Raw genomic sequence first — 18,636 nt, forward strand, 5'->3', positions numbered from 1 at the left:
GGGCGTGCTGACATTAACGGTTCGCACTCTGGAGCAGAATTCTAAAAAGAATATGGATGGCTCCACGGCAATTGAATATTCACATACGTCGGAACGCAACGCCCTGAAAGGAAATTCTGCGATGTTCATCCTCGCCCTGACTTACGTGAAGCCGAACGAGGAAGCCGACAAGCACATGGAGCCGCATATGGCCTGGGTCAGGGAAGGCTATGCACGGGGCTGGTTTCTCGCCTCCGGCCGCAAGGTGCCGCGCACCGGCGGCGTCGTCCTTGCCGTCGGTCAGCGCGCCGAAATCGAAGCCTATGTCGCCGAGGACCCGTTCACGGTGCATGGCATCGCCGAATACGAAATCACTGAGGTAGCCATCACGACCACGACCGAAGGGCTGGATATCCTGAAGAGCTGAACAACCACAACAGGGACGGCATGAGCGACCTCGCCGAGCATCTTCAATCTCTGGAACAACGGCTATTTGAGCCGGGAGTCCGCGCCTCGGTGACAGCGCTTGAGTCTCTGCTCTCGCCTGAATTCAGGGAAATCGGCGCATCCGGTCGCCTCTATGGATACAGGGACATCGTCGCCGGCCTGCTAGCGGAGCCCCCCGATGGGACGACACGCACATTGACGGATTTCGAGCTGCTATTGCTCGCTTCCGACCTGGCGCTCGTCACCTACCGGGCGATGCGGACCGTCCCGGCTGGCCCGCCGGTCAGCTCGCTGCGCAGCTCCATCTGGCGGCATGACGCCGATGGCCAGTGGCGCATGGTCTTCCATCAGGGGACGTTGACCGGATAGAGTGCGGTCATGACGCTTCCGATCTACACGCCCTATGACGGTTCCGCCCGCCCATTCACCATCGGTTTGATGCCGCTCGATCTCGCTCGCTGGATCGAACCGGACGGCGATTGGGGGCGCTATGTCGGCGAAAAGCGAAGGCTCCTCGACGCCCATCGCGATGAGGTCTTCGTGGCCGAGGACGGAACCGAAGAGGCACAACAAGAGGCATACGATCTCCTCCAGGCTCACCTTGCCGAGCGCCATCCCGGGCTTTCGGACGACGCGGCCGACTGCAAGACCCCACCCCTGCTGCGCGCCGGGCTGCTGGTGCAAGACGATCTCGTCCTAATGCGCCGCAAGGAGGACGGCTGGCGTCTCGTCACCGGCTTCGTCGCCTTTCCCTCCTCCTGGTCGCTGCAGGAGAAGTTCGGTCGCCCGATGCAGGCGATCCACGCCGACGTACCCGGTTTTGGCGAAGGCACCCGCAACGCGGCGCTCATCACCCGCATCTTTGATAACCTCCAGGTTTCACAGCCGGTGGAAAGGCTGAACTGGTCGGTCAATATCACGGACGATCTCTTCCTGCCTGTTTCGAAGCACCGCCGCCCGCCCTCTGCCGACGCCTTTACCCTCGCCGAGCGTTTTGCCCGAGTTGAGCGCCAGACGCTGCGCAAGCTGCCGAAGTCCGGCGACATCCTCTTCACCATCCGTGTCTACGTCGATCCGATCGCCGCAATCGCCCATCACCCCAACGCCGGCAGACTCGCTGCAAGCTTCGCCGAGCAACTGGAAGCGCTCGATGAGCAGCAAGCCGCCTACAAGGGCCTCACCCTGCAAAAAGCGGAACTCGCGGCCAAGCTTCGGGCGCTAGCCGATGCCCTCTCGCCCGTCTGATATTTGCGTTCCGGGACCAACACTCTTTATTGTGACGCGGTTTTATGGTTAGAGCCGATAATCTCGCATTATCTGCGCATTTTCAGATAAATTCTTAGAGGCTATCGCCTTCGTCGCCTTCCACAGGAGAAAAGAAAGAATGACGGAACACAACCACCCGGTATATGCCGAAATTACCGGCCCGATCGTCATGATCGGCTTTGGCTCCATCGGCCGTGGCACCCTGCCGCTGATCGAGCGCCACTTCAAATTCGACAAGAGCCGGATGGTTGTCATCGACCCGCGCGACGACGCAGATCACACCGAAATCATGGCAAAGCACGGCGTGAAGCACATCAAGGCGCATGTCACGAAGGACAACTACAAGGAGTTGCTGAAGCCGCTTCTGACTGAAGGTGGTGGCCAGGGCTTCTGTGTCAATCTTTCCGTCGACACCGGGTCGGTCGACCTGATGAAGCTCTGCCGCAAGCTCGGCGCCCTCTATATCGACACCGTCATCGAGCCGTGGCTGGGCTTCTATTTCGACAAGAGCATGAAGAATGCCGACCGCACCAACTATGCTCTGCGCGAAACCCTTCGCAAGGAAAAGACCAAGAACCCGGGCGGCCCGACGGCCGTCTCCACCTGCGGTGCAAACCCGGGCATGGTCTCGTGGTTCGTCAAGCAGGCGCTCGTCAACCTCGCCAACGACATCGGCCTGAAGTTCGAAGAGCCGGATCAGCATGACCGCGAAGGCTGGGCCAAGCTGATGAAGAAGGTAGGCGTCAAGGGCATCCATATTGCCGAGCGCGACACGCAGCGCACCAAGCATCCGAAGCCGCTCAACGTCTTCTGGAACACCTGGTCCGTCGAAGGCTTCATCTCCGAAGGGCTGCAGCCGGCGGAACTCGGCTGGGGCACCCACGAAAACTGGATGCCGAAGAACGGCAAGAAGCACAAGAAGGGCTGCAAGGCTGCGATCTACCTCGAGCAGCCCGGTGCCAACACCCGCGTCCGCACCTGGTGCCCGACGCCAGGCCCGCAGTACGGCTTCCTCGTAACACACAACGAGGCGATCTCGATCGCCGACTTCTTCACCGTTCGCGACAAGGACGGCGAAGTCACATTCCGCCCAACCTGCCACTACGCCTATCATCCGGCGAACGATGCGGTTCTCTCTATGCATGAGATGTTCGGCAACGGCGGCAACCCGCAGCCGGTTCACCACGTTCTCGACGAGGACGAGCTGGAGGACGGCATCGACGAACTCGGCGTCCTGCTCTATGGCCACGAAAAGAACGCCTACTGGTACGGTTCGCGCCTGTCGCTGGAAGAAACCCGCCGCATCGCGCCTTACCAGAACGCGACGGGCATGCAGGTGACCTCCGCCGTTCTCGCCGGGATGGTCTGGGCACTCGAAAACCCCGGTGCCGGCATCGTCGAAGCCGACGAAGTCGATTACAAGCGATGCCTCGAGGTGCAGAGCCAGTACCTCGGCCCGGTCGAAGGTCACTACACCGACTGGACTCCGCTCGACGGTCGTCCAGGTCTCTTCCCGGAAGACATCGACACCAAGGATCCCTGGCAGTTCAAGAATATCCTCGTTCGCTGATCTCAGACGAACCCGCGTTCGAAGATGCCCGCCGCAAGGCGGGCATTTTTGTAACGCCTGCTGTATAAATGCCGTCTGGAGAGCGTGAAGCCTTGCCTTCCCCGGCGGCCCGCGCCATGTGTCTCACAACCACACGGATAGTTCTCGTTCCGAATCCCCGGGAGAAGCTCATGAAAATCAGACCCCTCCTTGTCCTTCTCGGCGCCGCCGCAGCCCTGACTGCTTGCAATACGTCGTCGCCACGCCCGGTGCCGGTCGCAGCAACCCCGGCTCAAACAGGCGTTGAGGGTGCATGGTCGGATCCGAACGGCATCATCTCCACATTCCAGGCCGGAACCTTCACCACTCGCACGACCGACAGCAACCAGCTTCTCGCCTCGGGAACCTATGTGAACACCTCCCCGTCGCTGGTCGAGATCAACATGACCTCACTGGTGCGCAAGACGCAGTCCAAGGTCAACTGCGCTCTGGTGAGCCAGAACCAGCTCAACTGCACGTCGGATGCCGGCTCCCAATTCACGCTCGCGCGCCGCATGTAGAGCTGTAAAGTTCGATTTGCGTTGGACTAAATGGCTCTGGTCTGCCAAAAGGCCCGAGGACGCGACCGCCGTTATTTATAGAACGGGGTCGGGCGACCGATTGACGTCACGTTGCTGCCGCGAGATCACGCTGGCCGTCCTCAAATTCTCAACAAGCCGGTTTCACAGGATGACTGCTTTCGCAGCCTGAGCAGATTTTCGTCGTTCCAAAAAGGAAAGCAGCTCTAAGATTTGTTGAAAGCAGCCTCTCGCGAGGTTTTTCGTTTACCGCCCTTGGAATGCGCTGCTTCTGTTACAGCTTTTTCTCTTGCCGCCGCTAAGGGCTTGATGGAAACATCGATCGTGCAGGGACGGCGGAGCGCAGGGGTCAAAGGCTTCGCCCCAAAAATCAGGAGAGCAGGATGACGAAATCATTTCAATTCGGTCTGCTGACCGCGTCGATGTTGGCGCTGTCGAGCGGTGCCGCCTTTGCCGATTACGAACTCAATATTCTTCACATCAACGATTTCCATTCGCGCATCGAGTCGATCAACAAGTTCGATTCCACCTGCTCTGCCGAGGAGGAAGGCAAGAAGGAATGCTTCGGTGGCGCCGCCCGCCTGAAGACCGCGATCGACCAGCGCCGAAACGACCTCAACGGCAAGAACGTGCTGCTGCTGAACGCTGGCGACAATTTCCAGGGTTCGCTTTTCTACACGACCTACAAGGGTGCCGCCGAAGCCGAAGTGCTGAACGACATGAAGTTCGACGTGATGACCGTCGGCAACCATGAGTTCGACGACAGCGAGGATGGTTTGGCAACCTTCCTCGACAAGGTGAAATTCCCTGTCATTTCAGCCAACGTGCTGGCCGGTGACGGCTCCAAGCTCGGCGACCGCATCAAGCCCTCGCTGGTGCTCGATGTCGGCGGCCAGAAGATCGGGATCGTCGGCGCCGTGACCAACGACACGGAAGAACTCTCCTCCCCCGGCCCGAAGGTGATGATCGCCGACGACGTGCAGACCATCACGGCAGCCGTCGAAGACCTGAAGAAGCAGGGCGTCAACAAGATCATCGCGTTGACCCATGTCGGCTATCCGCGCGACCTCGCGGCCATCGCCAAGATTCCCGATGTCGATGTTGTCGTCGGTGGCCATTCGCACAGCCTGCTGTCCAATACCGACCCGAAGGCGGAAGGCCCCTACCCGACGATGGTCGACAATCCCGGCGGCTACAAAGTGCCGGTGGTTCAGGCCGCGTCCTACAGCAAGTATCTCGGCGATCTGGTCGTCACCTTCGATGACAATGGCGTCGTCAAGGGCGCCAAGGGCGATCCGATCCTGATCGATTCCTCGTTCACCCCTGATCCGACGCTCACCGCCCGGATCGCGGAACTCGCCAAGCCGATCGAGGAGCTGCGCAAGAAGGTCATCGGCTCCAGCGAAGCCCCGATCCAGGGCGACCGCACTGTCTGCCGTGTCGAGGAATGCTCGATGGGCAACCTCGTGGCCGATGCCATGCTCGACCGCGGCAAGAGCCAGGGCATGACCATCGCCATCCAGAATGGCGGCGGCCTGCGCGCATCGATCGATGCGGGCGACGTCACTCAGGGCGAAGTCATCACCGTTCTGCCGTTCCAGAATACGTTGGCGACCTTCCAGCTGACGGGCGCCGATATTCGCAAGGCATTGGAAAACGGCCTCGGCAAGATCGAAGAGGGCGCCGGCCGCTTCCCGCAGGTATCGGGCCTGAAATACACCTTCGACAAAACGAAACCATCAGGCAGCCGCCTCGTTTCGGTTGAGGTCAAGGACGGCGACGCTTTCGTACCGCTCGACGATCAGAAGACCTACGGCGTTGTCACCAACAACTTCATGCGCGCTGGTGGCGACGGCTACTCGATCTTCGAGACGGCAGGCAAGAACGCCTACGACTTCGGACCCGACCTTGCCGACGTGACGGCCGAATACCTGGCAGCGCACTCGCCCTACAAGCCCTACACCGACGGGCGTGTAACCGAAGTCGCAGCCTCCGGCACGCAAGCGCCGGCCGCAACGGAACCCGCGCCCGCCTCTCCGGCAGCCCCGGCAGCGCCCCCCGCCGAAGCTCCGGCAGCACTTGCTCCCAACACGCCGACCAATCACGTGATCGCGGCCGGCGACACGCTCTGGGATCTCGCCAAGCAGTTCTACGGCGAGGGGGCGCTCTGGCAGAAGATCTCCGAAGCCAACGGCAAGCCGGCGCCGCGACATCTGGCGATCGGCAAGGAACTGCAGATTCCGTCGAAGTAAGACGATTTGTCTCGATCCGACGAGCCGGTCCGGGGGTTTCCCGAGCCGGCTTTTGTTCTATAGGGTGAACCATCGTGACCCGGCTGCGTATGAGCCGGGCAGACAAGATACCGGGGCTCACATGACGACTGTTGATACTGCACGCCGCCCGGCGGATCACCCGCCCGTGAAATCAGGCAAGGTGGGCGTCCTGCTCGTCAATCTCGGCACGCCCGATGGCACCGACTACACCTCGATGCGCCGTTACCTCCGGGAGTTCCTGACCGACAAGCGCGTCATCGAATGGTCGCCCTGGAAATGGTACCCGATCCTGTTCGGCATCGTCCTCAACACGCGCCCGCAGAAGGTGGGCAAGGCCTATGAGACAATCTGGAACAACGACAGGAACGAAAGCTACCTGCGCACCTACACGCGCAACCAGTCCGACCTCATGGCCGAGCGCCTGCAGGACCTGCCTGACGTCAAGGTCGATTGGGCGATGCGCTACGGCACGCCCTCGATTCCCTCGCGCATCCAGGCGCTGAAGGATGAAGGCTGCGACCGCATCGTGCTCTTCCCGCTCTATCCGCAATATGCCGCCGCAACGACGGCGACCGTCAACGACAAGGCCTTCCAGCATCTGCTCAAGATGCGCTGGCAGCCGGCGCTGCGCACCGTCCCCGACTATCATGACGACGAGACCTACATCGACGCGCTTGCCAATTCGGTGACGAACCACCTGGCGACGCTCGACTGGCAGCCGGACATGGTGGTCGCTTCCTTCCACGGCATTCCGATGTCCTACTTCAAGCTTGGCGATCCCTACTATTGCCAGTGCCAGAAGACCGGTCGCCTGTTGCGCGAACGGCTGGGACTTCCCGAAGACAAGTTCATGGTGACTTTCCAGTCCCGCTTCGGGCCGGAAGAGTGGCTGCAGCCCTACACCGACAAGACCGTCGAGAAGCTCGCACAGGACGGCGTCAAGAAGATCGCCGTCCTCAACCCCGGCTTCGTTTCCGACTGCCTGGAAACCTTGGAAGAAATCGCCGAGCAGGCCGCCCATTCCTTCCACGAGAACGGCGGCGAGAAGTTCGCGCACATCCCCTGCCTCAACGACAGCGAGGACGGCATGCGGGTGCTGGAAAAGGTCGTCCGCCGCGAACTACTCGGCTGGGTCTGATCAGACGCCGCGCTTGTTGCCCCACAGCAGCACATGCAGCTGGGGCAGCACGCGGGCCTCGAACCACCGGTCCTCGGCCACCTTGTCGACCAGCCACAGCATCCTGTCCATGATGCCGTCGATATCGACGCGCGCGTCGTCGTCATCCGGCGGCGGTGGCGTATGGTTCCCTGGCTGCAGATAGACGGAGAGATCTGGATAACGCGCCGCCGCTTCTCGCGCATAGGCATAGTCGCGATCGTCGAAAACGACGATCTTCAGCGCGATCTCGGGTCCTTTGCCAGCCAAGCGAAGACAGTCCTCGAACGCATCCCAATCCGTCGCCATACCGCTCGACGGCGGCTTCGGGCTCAGCACCAGCACATCGAGGTCGGCAAACCAATCCTTGGCGACGCTGCCCTGCGTCTCCAGCGCGAACTTGTAGCCTTGCGCGTGCCCATGCACGATGAGACCGCCAAGCGGCTGGATCGCCGGGTTGCCACCCGAAAGCGAGACCATCAGCGGCTTGCCGCCGGAGAGCCGCATCACCTCAGCCCATATGCCATCAACAGTCATCGGCAGCCATTGATCGCGATACTCGCTATCGACAGCATGGAGGCTGTCGCACCACGAACAGCGGTAATCGCAGCCACCGGTGCGGACGAAGACGGTCGGCAGGCCGATCAGCACGCCCTCTCCCTGGATCGTCGGCCCGAAGATCTCGCTGACGCGGATCTGCGCCTCGCGAACCCCGCTCATGGCCGGTATTCCGCCCAGGTCTTCGGCGTCTCGCTGACACGCACGGCCGAGGTCTCCGGCAGCCGCTCCTTGCACCAGTCGTAGAAGTGCTTGGCAAGATACTCCGAGGTTACGCGATCATGGCCAAACACCTCGTTCAGGTGCCGATGGTCGAAGCGTTCATCGATGTAGCGCTTCAAAGGCGAAAGCTCATGATAGTCGCGCACGAAGCCGTTCTCGTCGAGCTCGGCGGCGGCAAGTTCCACCACGACGATGTAATTGTGCCCATGCAGCCGCGCACACTGGTGATCGGCAGGCAGATGCGTCAGCTGGTGAGAAGCGGAGAAGTGGAATTCCTTGGTGATGCGAAACATCACTTCACCTCCCTGGCCGAATAGCCAGACGTTGCGGCTTCCCAAAAATCCGGATCCTCGTATTCCGTCGGATCGGCGATGCCGGCCAGGTGGAAAGCCTCGCGCCGCTCGACGCAGGTGCCGCAGCGTCCGCAATGGCGCGTGCCGCCCTTGTAGCAGGACCACGTCTCGGCAAACGGCGTCCCATGTTTCGCACCGTCGGTGACGATATCGGCCTTCGATATGTTAACGTAGGGAGCGAACAGCGAAACGCTGGCATAGCCATCGAGCGCCTGGTTCTGCATCTCCTGGAAGGCATCGATGAAGCCTGGGCGACAATCGGGATAGATGAAATGGTCGCCGCCATGCACCGCGACAGCAACGGCATCCGCCTTCTGGGCCGCCGCGAGGCCGAAAGCGATCGCCAGCATGATGGCGTTGCGGTTCGGCACCACGGTCGTCTTCATCGTCTCCTCGGCATAGTGCCCGTCTGGCACGTCAACGTCGTCGGTCAACGCCGATCCCGTCAGGTGCCGACCGATGGTCCGGATATCGATGATCTGATGCGGCACGCCGAGCCGCTTGGCGCAGGCCGTGGCGAAGTCCAGCTCCTTGCGGTGGCGCTGTCCGTAGTCGAACGAAAGCAGGCTGATAAGCTGATGCTCCGCTGCGACCCTATGGGCAAGCGAAATGGAGTCCAATCCGCCGGAGCAGATGACGATAGTCTTCATGATGAGGATCCCTTGTTTTGACCGGGTGGGCTGCGACCGGTATTTCCTGCGGGTCTTCTAGGCCAAAGCGGCCCCGTTGTGAATAGCCAGCAGACTCCCCATATCGAATCCGTCAGTAAATGCCGTTGCCGGCCCAAGGATACTGGCGTTTGAGGTCGGCTCGTTTAAGGTTGCGTCAGTCGATTCTATCGCGGGGGAGTTTTATGGTTCTGGGCGGCTTCGATATCGTCGTCATTGCACTGGTAGTCTTTGTCATTCTCGTGCTGTTTGCCGGGATCAAGACAGTACCGCAGGGCTACCGCTACACGATCGAGCGCTTCGGTCGTTACACCCGAACCCTCGAGCCGGGCCTCAATCTGATCACCCCATTCATCGAGCGCGTGGGCGCCCGCATGAACGTCATGGAGCAGGTTCTCAATGTGCCGACGCAAGAGGTCATCACCAAGGACAACGCCTCCATCTCAACCGACGCTGTCGCCTTCTTCCAGGTTCTCAACGCTGCCGAGGCGGCCTATCAGGTCGCGCACCTCGAGAATGCCATTCTGAACCTGACGATGACCAACATCCGCACGGTCATGGGTTCCATGGATCTCGACGAGTTGCTGTCGAACCGTGACGCAATCAACGACCGGCTGTTGCGCGTCGTCGACGATGCGGTGCAGCCGTGGGGCATCAAGGTGACGCGCGTCGAGATCAAGGACATCCAGCCGCCGCGCGACCTCGTCGACGCCATGGCGCGGCAGATGAAGGCCGAACGCGAGAAACGTGCTCAGGTGCTCGAAGCGGAAGGTTCCCGCAACTCCCAGATCCTGCGGGCCGAGGGCGCCAAGCAGTCCGCCATTTTGCAGGCCGAGGGCCAGCGCGAAGCAGCCTTCCGCAACGCCGAGGCGCGAGAGCGTCTGGCCGAGGCTGAAGCCAAGGCAACGAAGATGGTGTCCGAAGCAATTGCATCGGGCAACGTTCAGGCAATCAACTACTTCGTAGCTCAGAAATACACCGAAGCGCTGGCGTCGATCGGCACCGCCGGCAATTCCAAGGTCGTGCTGATGCCGATGGAGGCGTCTTCCCTTATCGGATCGCTTGGCGGTATCGGCGCGATTGCCAAGGAGGTCTTCGGCGATAACCCGACCCCGCCTGCGCCGCGCCCGCAGTCAGCGCCGCGTACTGCTCCGGCCGTCAACCCTTTCAACCCGCCAACGGAGCGTTGAGCCATGATCGCCGCCCTTGTCGCGGAACTCGGACCCTGGAGTTGGTGGATCGCCGGCCTGATCCTGTTGGCCGCAGAATTGGTCGCGCCGGGCTTCTTCCTCATCTGGATCGGCCTTGCCGCCTTGATCGTCGGCATTCTGTCGCTGCTGTTCTGGGATAACAGCTTCTGGTTCTGGCAGGTTCAGGCCATCCTGTTTGCGCTGCTTGCCGTCGCGACAACTTTCATCGGCCGAAAGCTGACCCTGCAGCATGGCGAGACCGACCAGCCTTTCCTCAATCAGCGGGCAGAAAGCCTCGTCGGGCGCACGGCGACTTTGGCAGAGCCAATTCGCGAGGGGCGCGGACGCATTCGCCTTGACGATACGGTCTGGCGCGTCAGCGGCCCCGATCTGCCAGTCGGCACCAGGGTAAAGGTCGTGGCGAGCAGCGGCCGCGATCTGACCGTGGAGCCGGCCTGATCAGGCCACGCCGATCCGCAGCAGATCGTGGAAGTGCACGAGCCCGATCGGGCGATTGTCATCATCGACGACGATCAGCGCACCGATGCTGTGCTGGTTCAGCATTGCAAGAGCAGCCGTCGCCAGCACGGTCGCCTTCACTGTCTTCGGCGTCCGCGTCATGATGTCGTCGACCACCAGTTCGGAGAGGTTGCGCGTTAGATTACGCGCCAGATCGCCTTCCGTGATGATGCCGCAAAGGCGCTCGTTTTCGTCGAGAATGCCTACGCAGCCGAAATGCTTGCGAGACAAGGTCGAGATCGCCACCGGCACCGGCGTTCCCCTCGCCACCAGCGGGACACGATCGCCCGTGTGCATGATATCAGCGACATGGCTGAGGCTCGCGCCGAGTTTTCCGCCCGGATGGAACACATGGAAATCGCGCGCCGTGAAGCCCCGTGCCTCGAGCAATGCAATGGCAAGCGCATCACCCATGGCAAGCTGCATCAGCGTCGACGTCGTCGGCGCAAGTCCATGCGGACAGGCTTCCTCTTCGTTCGGCATCAAAAGAATGATGTCCGAGGCGGCGGCGAGCGACGATTTCTCAGAGCAAGTGACCGCAATCAGCGGAATCGAAAACCGGCGCGTATAGGCGATGATGCTGCGAAGCTCAGCGCTCTCTCCGCCCTTGGAGAGGGCAAGCACGACATCAGTCGTGCCGATCATGCCGAGATCGCCGTGATTGGCCTCTGCAGCGTGGACGAAGAACGCGGGCGTGCCTGTTGACGCCAGCGTCGCAGCGATCTTCACACCGATATGGCCGCTTTTGCCGACGCCGGTAACGATGACACGACCGGCGATCCCGGTGATCGTCTCGACTGCGCGCATGAAGGAGTCCGCAAGAGCATCGTCAAATGCGCGCTCCAATGCTTCAAGCGCCCGCCTCTCGGTATCGATCGTCCGTCTGGCGGACTCCAGGACACCGTTTTCAATGACATTTATCGCTCTTTTGGTCATGGCACTGCGTTAGCGGTTTTCACCGGCTGAGTCCATTGGCTGATCCGCAGGGCATACCGGCGCAACGAATGGTTAACCACAAGCCTTTACGTTCGGGTAACGCTTCGAAGCATGCCAGGATAGACATGGGCCATTGGAAGGATACGAGCAGTCACACGCCGCTCCGCGCGGCGGGCTTTGCCGTATCCATAGCTCTGACTGTTGGCGCCGTCTCCGCGTCTCAACCCGCATTTGCCCAGTCGACGCCGGTCTCCAACAGCGCGATACGCTCGTCCAATGCACCGGTTACCAAGGCGGCGGAAGATGAAAGCGATATCCCTGAAGGACCGACCGCCATCCCGGCGGTAGCCGAAAGTCCGACGTCAGGAGCAAACGCCGCCCCCATTGCAGCTGGCGATCAGAAGCCGAGCGATGAAACCACCGGCGCAATTCTCGACGAGGACATGATACGCCTGAACACGCGCGAGGCGCCGCTCGACGAGCGGCTGCCAAGCCGCAAACCGGAACCCAACCCGGCAACCGAGGAAACGCCCGGCATCCACATCGGCACCTTCGTGCTGCGTCCGACCGTTACCCAGAGCATCAACACCGAGACCCAGAAAGACGCCGGCACCAAGCAGACGCGTGCGTTTCTCGAAACAGACATGCACGCGACGCTGACTTCGGACTGGGCGTTGCATCAGCTTTTGGTGACCACCGACGGCGCTTGGCAAAAGAACGTCAGCGGCGAAGGCGAGGAGCAGCCGGATTTCAGGATCAACGGTGATCTGCGCCTCGACCTTCCGCAGGACACGACAGCCCACATAATCGGTGGCTACCATTTCTACCGCGAAGACACAGATGATCCGAATGCCCTGCAGAACGCCGACAAGCAATCCGATGTCCAGGAATTCAGCACCGGCGCCTCGATCGAGCGCGACTTCGGCATTCTGCGTGGCAGCACCGGCATCGATCTGGTCCGCACGATTTACTCCGACGCCACCTTGGCGGACGGCACCACGGTTTCCCTCAGCGATCGCAACGAGACCAACGGCACGATCCGCGGCCGCATCGGCTATGAGCTGTCCCCGGCCTTGATCCCGTTTGTCGAGGCCAATGTCGGCAAGACGGTCTATGACCAGAGTGTTGACTCCGCCGGCTTCCGCCGTTCGGGGGACAGCTATGGCGCCAAGGTCGGTGTCGAACTCGACATGGGCGAAAAACTTCGCGGCGAGGTTGGAATCGGCTATGAGACTGCGACCTTCGACGACGACCGCCTCTCGGACATCGACACAGCCGTTGTGGACGCACAACTGCTGTGGTCGCCGCTGAGGGGTACCGACGTTAACATCGGCCTGCTGACCAGCATCAACCCGTCGACGACCGCCGGAGAATCCGGCTACATATCCCATGCCTTGACGACGGGCGTCACGCATCAGTTGCGAGACAATCTGACGGGCACCGTGCTTGGCGGCATTACCTATCGCGACTATCCTTCGGACAGCCCGACCAGTGATGAAACTGTCTACACCACGAGTGCCGGCCTGACCTGGAACATCAACCGATATCTCGATCTGACCAGCACCATCGGCTACGAGCTGACGTCACGCAAGACGAGCAGCGACTCCGAGCAGTGGCGGGCCGGCGTCGGCCTCAAACTCAAGCGCTGAAACGAAATCCGCCTCCAAGTGGGAGGCTTGGAGGCGGATCCAGTTCGTTCAGTCGGCGGCCTGCTTCAGAGGCCCTTCAGCAGTTCCTTGAAGCCGCTTTCGACCGTCGGGCGAATATCCGCGCGTTCCAGCGCGAAGGCCACGTTCGCCAGGATGAAGCCGTCCTTGGCGCCGCAGTCGTAAGTCGTGCCGCGGAAGTGATAGCCCGCGAAGGTCTGATCCTTGAGGAGCTTCAACATGCCATCGGTCAGCTGGATTTCGTTGCCGGCGCCGCGTTCCTGGGTTTCCAGGATCTTGAACACCTCAGGCTGCAGGATGTAGCGACCGTTGATGAAGTAGTTCGACGGAGCGGTGCCCTTGGCCGGCTTCTCGACCATGCTGGTGATGCGGAAGCCCTCGCCGACCGCGTCGCCGACACCGACGATACCGTACTTGTGAGCCTGATCGGGGGCGCACTCCTCGACGGCGATGATGTTGCCGCCGCTCTGGGCATAAAGATCGATCATGCCCTTCATGCAGCCCTTGCCTTCGCTCTTCATGATCATGTCGGGCAATAGCAGCGCGAACGGCTCGTTGCCGACGATCTCGCGGGCGCACCAGACGGCGTGGCCGAGACCAAGCGGCTCCTGCTGGCGGGTGAAGCTGACCGTACCAGCCTTGGGAAGCTGGCCGGCAAGCAGCGTCATTTCCGCCTGCTTGCTGCGCTCGCGCAGGGTCTGCTCGAGCTCGAAGTGGATATCGAAGTAATCTTCGATGATGTGCTTGTTACGGCCGGTGACGAAAACGAAATGCTCGATGCCCGCTTCCAGTGCTTCGTCGACCACATACTGAATGATCGGTTTGTCGACGACAGTCAGCATTTCCTTCGGCACGGCTTTCGTGGCCGGGAGAAAGCGAGTCCCGAGACCCGCAACCGGAAATACAGCTTTGCGAACTTTTTTATGCTCTGCCACACAATCCTCCTGCGATGATTTCATCGCTTGAAATAAAAGGCAATTTTGATTGGACTAGATGAGATTTGCTACGGTTTTGCAAATGGTGACTGCGTTCCTAGGTCATGGTAAAGAATTTGTTGACTTCGTTCAGGTAGTCTCAGGCCTGAGCGGAACCTCGCGCTCTGCTGTGCCTGAAACGAAAGGACGGATGACCGCCGATGACTCAAAATCACAGAAACTCCCTTCGTGGTCTTGCTCTAGCACTCATCGTGACCGCGTCCGCCGGTCTGGCTCCGCTCAACGCGAAAGCCGATCAGCGGTTCCAGAAGTGGATCGCGGACTTCTATCAAACAGCCGCTCAAAATGGCATCAGCAAGGCAACCTATCGCAAAGCCTTCGCAGGCGTCAGCGATCCGGACCCGACGGTCCTTGAAAAGGCGGCCTATCAGCCTGAATTCACGACGAAAATCTGGGACTATGTTGATTCCCGTGTAAATCCGTACACGGTTCAGATCGGTCGTCAGATGGCGGTCAAATACGCCTCGACACTGAATTCAGTTCAGCGCCAGTTCGGCGTCGACAAGACGATTCTCCTCGCAATTTGGTCGATGGAGTCCAACTATGGTGCGGTTCTCGACAAGGATGACCGCCTGCACTACGTGCCGCGGGCGCTCGCGACGCTCGCCTACGCCGACGAACGGCGGGCGAAATTCGCCAAGAAGCAGCTGATTGCAGCGCTGAAGATTCTGCAGAACGGCGATATCTCGCCGGATGGCATGACCGGTTCCTGGGCGGGTGCGATGGGCCACACCCAGTTCATTCCGACGAGCTACCTGCTATACGCGGTCGATGCCGACGGTAACGGTCACCGCGATATCTGGAACTCCGTGCCGGATGCCCTGGCGACATCTGCCAACCTGCTGAGGAAGAACGGCTGGGACGCGGGCAAGACCTGGGGATATGAGGTCGTAGTACCCCCCGCTGCACGCAAGCAGGCTGGGAAGACCCATACGCTGGCACAGTGGGCCTCCCTTGGCCTGACCCGCCCGAACGGCAAGAGCTTCCGTGACGGCGGCAGCAACGCCGTGCTAAAAATGCCTGCCGGACCAAACGGCCCAGGCTTCCTGATGACAGCCAACTTCTTCACCATCAAGAACTATAACGCCTCGGACAGCTACGCCATCGCGGTTGGACTGCTGGCTGATGAGATAGCCGGCTACGGTGGCATGAAACAGCCCTGGCCGCGACCGGACGGTACGCTTGATATGAAGCAAAAGTTCGAATTGCAGACGCGCCTGAAGACGCTCGGCTATTACGACGGCGAGGTCGACGGGAACTTCGGCAGCGGATCCAAGGCCGCAATCGCGGCGGTCCAGGCACGCATGGGAATGCAGCAGGATGGCGAGCCATCGCTGCCGCTGCTCAACGCGCTTCGCAAGTAGACGGAATAATCAGCAACATGCATTTTGGGGTGTGGACGCGAGTTCCCGCTCCATGCCAGAATACCGGCAGATGCGAGGCTGCTGATTATGCGTAAACGAGCAAACCGGGTAACGCTCCGCTGGGGTGCGATCGGCACCGCGACGCTGGTGGTTTTCTTCAGCGCTCTCCCGGTGCAGGTCGCCGACGCCCAGGAGCGCTATTACTATCGCCGCTCGATTCTCGATTTCTTCCTCGGTCGCCGCTACATCCAGGAGTATCCGCCGCAGCAGGCGCCGTCTCAGAACGCGCCACAGCGACAGCCTGCGCCGAGGAAGAAGGCCGCAGCGCCGAAAGCGGCTGCAGCTCCCCGTCCCGCCGCTCCCGCCGTCGTTGAGGAAAAGGTCGTCGAGAAGCTTGCCAATGCCCAGAAGATTCTCGTCGTCGGCGATTTTCTTGCTGGCGGTCTCGGCGTCGGCATGGACGCCGCTTTCAAGGATTCGCCCGGCGTCGTCGTCGAGACACACAGCAACGTCGCCTCCGGTCTGGTCCGAGACGACTACTATGACTGGCCGCAACAGCTGACAAAGCTCATGGACGAGGCAAAGCCCGCCATGGTCATCGTCATGCTCGGCGCGAATGACCGTCAGCAGATGGTGACGGATATCGGCAAGGAGAAGTTCAGGACCGATGGTTGGTATGCCGAATATCAGCGGCGCGTCGTAGCCTTCGGCCAGCAGGTCACCAGCCGCAAGATCCCGTTGCTCTGGGTCGGCCTGCCGGCCTTCGATTCGCCGGCGATGACCGCCGATGCCGTGCAGCTGAACCAGCTGTTCCGCAAGCAGATGGAGGGGGTCGGCGGCGAGTTTGTCGATATCTGGGACGGTTTCGTCAGCGAAGGCGGCGAGTTTATCGTCACCGGGTCCGACATCAATGGCCAGCAGGTGCGACTGCGCACTTCGGACGGTATCAACCTCACCGAGGCCGGCCGGCGCAAGCTTGCCTTCTATGTCGAGAAGCCTGTGCGCCGCATTCTCGGGGTGCAGGCAAGCCCGGACCTCGTTCGCCTTGACACAGGCAACGCACCGGCGATCGACGCCGTGGCAATGCCCGGCCGCACCGAACCGATCAGCCTCTCCGACCCCAACCTGGACGGCGGCGCGGAACTTCTTGGCGGCAGAGCCTTCCCGGTCAGCGCCACCAAGTCACCACGCGATCTACTGGTTCAGGACGGCGAGATGGCGGCTCCCCCCGCGGGCCGCGTTGATGACTACCGCATGGCACCAATGAAGCCCACGGCTCAGGTCACCATCAAATAGTCCGGACGCCTGACGCAGCTCAACTGCAGCGGAAGCGCCGGCTGAATCCGGTCCGGATGCGACGAAAAAGGGCCGCTCAAAGCGGCCCTAAATCCAACCATCAACTATGTAGCTTACCGCGGCAGAACCGTCGAACCCATCAGCGCTTCGTCGATGGAGCGCGCGGCCTGGCGGCCCTCGCGGATCGCCCAGACCACCAGCGACTGGCCGCGGCGCACGTCGCCCGCCGTCCAGAACTTGTCAACCGAGGTCTTGTAGTCCTTATCGTTGGCAACGACGTTGGTCGAGCCGCGGCGGTCGGTGTTGAGCGTGAGCTTGCCGTCGAGCTCCTTCAGCACGCTGTCCTTGAATGGGCCGCTGAAACCGATCGCGATGAAGGCGAGATCGGCCTTGATGATGAACTCCGTGCCGGCGATCGGCTTGCGGCGCTCATCAACTTCGCAGCACTTGACGCCGGTCAGGACGCCGTCTTCGCCGACGAACTCGAGCGTCGCGACCTGGAACTCCCGGATCGCGCCTTCGGCCTGCGAGGACGAGGTGCGCATCTTGGTCGCCCAGAACGGCCAGACAGCGAGCTTGTCTTCCTTCTCCGGCGGCTGCGGGCGGATGTCGAGCTGCGTGACCTTCACTGCGCCCTGACGGAACGCCGTGCCGACGCAGTCCGACGCGGTATCGCCGCCGCCGACGACGACGACATGCTTGGCGCCTGCCAGGATCGGATCGGACGCCCAGCCGACGCTGTCGATGTTTTCGCGGCCGACGCGCTTGTTCTGCTGTACGAGGTACGGCATCGCATCGTGGACACCGGAAAACTCGATGCCGGGAATGCCCGCTTCGCGCGGCGTTTCCGAACCACCGCAATAGAGCACCGCGTCGTAGTCGGCGAGCAGCTGCTCGACCTTCACGTCGACGCCGACATTGACGCCACAGTGGAAGGTGACGCCCTCGCCCTTCATCTGCTCGACACGGCGATCGATGAAGTTCTTCTCCATCTTGAAGTCGGGGATACCGTAGCGCAGCAGGCCGCCGGGCTTCGATTCGCGCTCGTAGAGGTGAACCTCGTGACCTGCACGACCGAGCTGCTGTGCAGCCGCCATGCCGGCAGGGCCGGAACCAATGATCGCAACCTTCTTGCCGGTGTGAATCGTGGCCGGCTGCGGCCGGATGAAGCCGAGCTCGTAGGCCTTGTCAGCGATCGCCTGTTCGACGGTCTTGATCGCAACCGGCGTGTCTTCGAGGTTCAGGGTGCAGGCTTCCTCGCAGGGCGCCGGGCAGACGCGGCCGGTGAACTCCGGGAAGTTGTTCGTGGAATGCAGGTTCTGGATCGCCGCTTCCCAGTTGTTGTTGTAGACGAGATCGTTCCAATCAGGAATCTGGTTATGCACCGGACAACCGGTCGGACCGTGGCAATACGGGATGCCACAGTCCATGCAGCGCGCGGCCTGTTTCTGTACTTCCTGGTCCGACATCGGGATCGTGAATTCGCGGAAATGCCGAATGCGATCCGACGCAGGCTGATACTTCGCCACCTGCCGGTCGATTTCCAGAAACCCTGTGACCTTACCCATATTTTCGTCCCTCATCATCTCAAAGCCCAAGACCCAGAGGTCCCCAGTACCA

Annotated in this window: 18 protein-coding genes; 12 read left to right on the plus strand and 6 right to left on the minus strand. The window is 61.2% G+C overall.

Going from position 1 to position 18,636, the window contains the following annotated elements; translation table 11 throughout:
• Window positions 1-121: 121 nt before the first annotated feature.
• The 7 genes from FHT77_RS15060 to hemH all read left to right on the plus strand — a co-directional run bounded on the left by FHT77_RS15060 (window position 122) and on the right by hemH (window position 7,230).
• Window positions 122-406, plus strand: a complete 285-nt coding sequence (locus tag FHT77_RS15060; protein ID WP_183755774.1) for a YciI family protein — start codon at window positions 122-124, stop codon at window positions 404-406.
• Window positions 407-426: 20 nt separating this feature from the next.
• Entirely contained in the window at window positions 427-795 is a 369-nt protein-coding gene (locus FHT77_RS15065) for a DUF4440 domain-containing protein (protein ID WP_183755775.1), read from the plus strand.
• Between the two features lie 9 nt (window positions 796-804).
• Window positions 805-1,671, plus strand: a complete 867-nt coding sequence (locus FHT77_RS15070) for a DUF3445 domain-containing protein (RefSeq protein WP_183755776.1) — start codon at window positions 805-807, stop codon at window positions 1,669-1,671.
• 139 nt (window positions 1,672-1,810) lie between these two features.
• Entirely contained in the window at window positions 1,811-3,262 is a 1,452-nt protein-coding gene (locus tag FHT77_RS15075; protein WP_183755777.1) for a homospermidine synthase, read from the plus strand.
• 170 nt (window positions 3,263-3,432) lie between these two features.
• Window positions 3,433-3,801, plus strand: a complete 369-nt coding sequence (gene omp10, locus FHT77_RS15080; RefSeq protein WP_183755778.1) for an outer membrane lipoprotein Omp10 — start codon at window positions 3,433-3,435, stop codon at window positions 3,799-3,801.
• A 401-nt stretch (window positions 3,802-4,202) separates the two neighbouring features.
• Window positions 4,203-6,071: a 5'-nucleotidase C-terminal domain-containing protein gene (locus FHT77_RS15085; RefSeq protein ID WP_183755779.1), complete on the plus strand. Its 1,869-nt coding sequence runs from the start codon at window positions 4,203-4,205 to the stop codon at window positions 6,069-6,071.
• Window positions 6,072-6,192: 121 nt separating this feature from the next.
• The gene (hemH, locus tag FHT77_RS15090; RefSeq protein WP_183755780.1) at window positions 6,193-7,230 is read left to right on the plus strand and encodes a ferrochelatase; all 1,038 of its coding nucleotides are present in this window, start codon (window positions 6,193-6,195) and stop codon (window positions 7,228-7,230) included.
• Here hemH and queE read toward each other — a convergent pair whose 3' ends face one another.
• Genes queE through queC form a run of 3 tightly spaced genes read right to left on the minus strand, consistent with a single transcriptional unit; the run spans window position 7,231 to window position 9,031 of the window.
• Window positions 7,231-7,968 carry a 7-carboxy-7-deazaguanine synthase QueE gene (queE, locus tag FHT77_RS15095; RefSeq protein ID WP_183755781.1) on the minus strand — a complete coding sequence of 246 codons (738 nt, stop codon included), beginning with the start codon at window positions 7,966-7,968 and terminating at the stop codon, window positions 7,231-7,233.
• Window positions 7,965-8,321: a 6-carboxytetrahydropterin synthase QueD gene (gene queD, locus FHT77_RS15100; protein WP_088693321.1), complete on the minus strand. Its 357-nt coding sequence runs from the start codon at window positions 8,319-8,321 to the stop codon at window positions 7,965-7,967. Before queD ends, queE begins: the two co-directional genes overlap by 4 nt.
• On the minus strand, window positions 8,321-9,031 hold the full coding sequence (queC, locus tag FHT77_RS15105) for a 7-cyano-7-deazaguanine synthase QueC (protein ID WP_183755782.1): 711 nt from the start codon (window positions 9,029-9,031) through the stop codon (window positions 8,321-8,323). The genes queD and queC overlap by 1 nt, the downstream gene beginning before the upstream one ends.
• A gap of 203 nt (window positions 9,032-9,234) precedes the next feature.
• Between queC and FHT77_RS15110 the strand changes: the two genes are divergently transcribed.
• A complete protein-coding gene (locus FHT77_RS15110) occupies window positions 9,235-10,239 on the plus strand; it encodes an SPFH domain-containing protein (protein ID WP_183755783.1) in 1,005 nt (334 codons plus the stop codon).
• Window positions 10,240-10,242: 3 nt separating this feature from the next.
• A complete protein-coding gene (locus FHT77_RS15115; protein ID WP_183755784.1) occupies window positions 10,243-10,698 on the plus strand; it encodes an NfeD family protein in 456 nt (151 codons plus the stop codon).
• Here the strand turns inward: FHT77_RS15115 and FHT77_RS15120 are convergent, their stop codons facing one another.
• The gene (locus tag FHT77_RS15120) at window positions 10,699-11,694 is read right to left on the minus strand and encodes an SIS domain-containing protein (protein ID WP_183755785.1); all 996 of its coding nucleotides are present in this window, start codon (window positions 11,692-11,694) and stop codon (window positions 10,699-10,701) included.
• Window positions 11,695-11,819: 125 nt separating this feature from the next.
• On the opposite strand from FHT77_RS15120, the gene FHT77_RS15125 reads away from it, so the two are divergent.
• Window positions 11,820-13,343: an outer membrane beta-barrel protein gene (locus tag FHT77_RS15125; protein WP_183755786.1), complete on the plus strand. Its 1,524-nt coding sequence runs from the start codon at window positions 11,820-11,822 to the stop codon at window positions 13,341-13,343.
• 65 nt (window positions 13,344-13,408) lie between these two features.
• Here the strand turns inward: FHT77_RS15125 and galU are convergent, their stop codons facing one another.
• The gene (galU, locus tag FHT77_RS15130; RefSeq protein WP_016557108.1) at window positions 13,409-14,296 is read right to left on the minus strand and encodes a UTP--glucose-1-phosphate uridylyltransferase GalU; all 888 of its coding nucleotides are present in this window, start codon (window positions 14,294-14,296) and stop codon (window positions 13,409-13,411) included.
• Window positions 14,297-14,496: 200 nt separating this feature from the next.
• Here galU and FHT77_RS15135 point away from each other — a divergent pair, with 200 nt between their 5' ends.
• Entirely contained in the window at window positions 14,497-15,720 is a 1,224-nt protein-coding gene (locus FHT77_RS15135; RefSeq protein WP_183755787.1) for a lytic murein transglycosylase, read from the plus strand.
• 87 nt (window positions 15,721-15,807) lie between these two features.
• On the plus strand, window positions 15,808-17,016 hold the full coding sequence (locus FHT77_RS15140; protein WP_183755788.1) for a DUF459 domain-containing protein: 1,209 nt from the start codon (window positions 15,808-15,810) through the stop codon (window positions 17,014-17,016).
• A gap of 113 nt (window positions 17,017-17,129) precedes the next feature.
• Here FHT77_RS15140 and FHT77_RS15145 read toward each other — a convergent pair whose 3' ends face one another.
• Window positions 17,130-18,584: a glutamate synthase subunit beta gene (locus FHT77_RS15145; RefSeq protein WP_183755789.1), complete on the minus strand. Its 1,455-nt coding sequence runs from the start codon at window positions 18,582-18,584 to the stop codon at window positions 17,130-17,132.
• Between the last annotated feature and the right edge of the window lie 52 nt (window positions 18,585-18,636).

The organism is Rhizobium sp. BK181, from assembly GCF_014193305.1.
GTDB lineage: Bacteria > Pseudomonadota > Alphaproteobacteria > Rhizobiales > Rhizobiaceae > Rhizobium.

What these genes read in the sequence shown, in the direction of transcription:
- FHT77_RS15085 (WP_183755779.1), top strand. Translation starts at nt 4,203, where the DNA reads ATGACGAAATCATTTCAATTCGGTCTGCTGACCGCGTCGATGTTGGCG.
- FHT77_RS15115 (WP_183755784.1), top strand. Translation starts at nt 10,243, where the DNA reads ATGATCGCCGCCCTTGTCGCGGAACTCGGACCCTGGAGTTGGTGGATC.
- FHT77_RS15070 (WP_183755776.1), top strand. Translation starts at nt 805, where the DNA reads ATGACGCTTCCGATCTACACGCCCTATGACGGTTCCGCCCGCCCATTC.
- FHT77_RS15135 (WP_183755787.1), top strand. Translation starts at nt 14,497, where the DNA reads ATGACTCAAAATCACAGAAACTCCCTTCGTGGTCTTGCTCTAGCACTC.
- FHT77_RS15075 (WP_183755777.1), top strand. Translation starts at nt 1,811, where the DNA reads ATGACGGAACACAACCACCCGGTATATGCCGAAATTACCGGCCCGATC.
- FHT77_RS15140 (WP_183755788.1), top strand. Translation starts at nt 15,808, where the DNA reads ATGCGTAAACGAGCAAACCGGGTAACGCTCCGCTGGGGTGCGATCGGC.
- FHT77_RS15110 (WP_183755783.1), top strand. Translation starts at nt 9,235, where the DNA reads ATGGTTCTGGGCGGCTTCGATATCGTCGTCATTGCACTGGTAGTCTTT.
- hemH (WP_183755780.1), top strand. Translation starts at nt 6,193, where the DNA reads ATGACGACTGTTGATACTGCACGCCGCCCGGCGGATCACCCGCCCGTG.
- FHT77_RS15120 (WP_183755785.1), bottom strand. Translation starts at nt 11,694, where the DNA reads ATGACCAAAAGAGCGATAAATGTCATTGAAAACGGTGTCCTGGAGTCC.
- queC (WP_183755782.1), bottom strand. Translation starts at nt 9,031, where the DNA reads ATGAAGACTATCGTCATCTGCTCCGGCGGATTGGACTCCATTTCGCTT.
- queD (WP_088693321.1), bottom strand. Translation starts at nt 8,321, where the DNA reads ATGTTTCGCATCACCAAGGAATTCCACTTCTCCGCTTCTCACCAGCTG.
- FHT77_RS15125 (WP_183755786.1), top strand. Translation starts at nt 11,820, where the DNA reads ATGGGCCATTGGAAGGATACGAGCAGTCACACGCCGCTCCGCGCGGCG.
- FHT77_RS15145 (WP_183755789.1), bottom strand. Translation starts at nt 18,584, where the DNA reads ATGGGTAAGGTCACAGGGTTTCTGGAAATCGACCGGCAGGTGGCGAAG.
- FHT77_RS15065 (WP_183755775.1), top strand. Translation starts at nt 427, where the DNA reads ATGAGCGACCTCGCCGAGCATCTTCAATCTCTGGAACAACGGCTATTT.
- omp10 (WP_183755778.1), top strand. Translation starts at nt 3,433, where the DNA reads ATGAAAATCAGACCCCTCCTTGTCCTTCTCGGCGCCGCCGCAGCCCTG.
- queE (WP_183755781.1), bottom strand. Translation starts at nt 7,968, where the DNA reads ATGAGCGGGGTTCGCGAGGCGCAGATCCGCGTCAGCGAGATCTTCGGG.
- FHT77_RS15060 (WP_183755774.1), top strand. Translation starts at nt 122, where the DNA reads ATGTTCATCCTCGCCCTGACTTACGTGAAGCCGAACGAGGAAGCCGAC.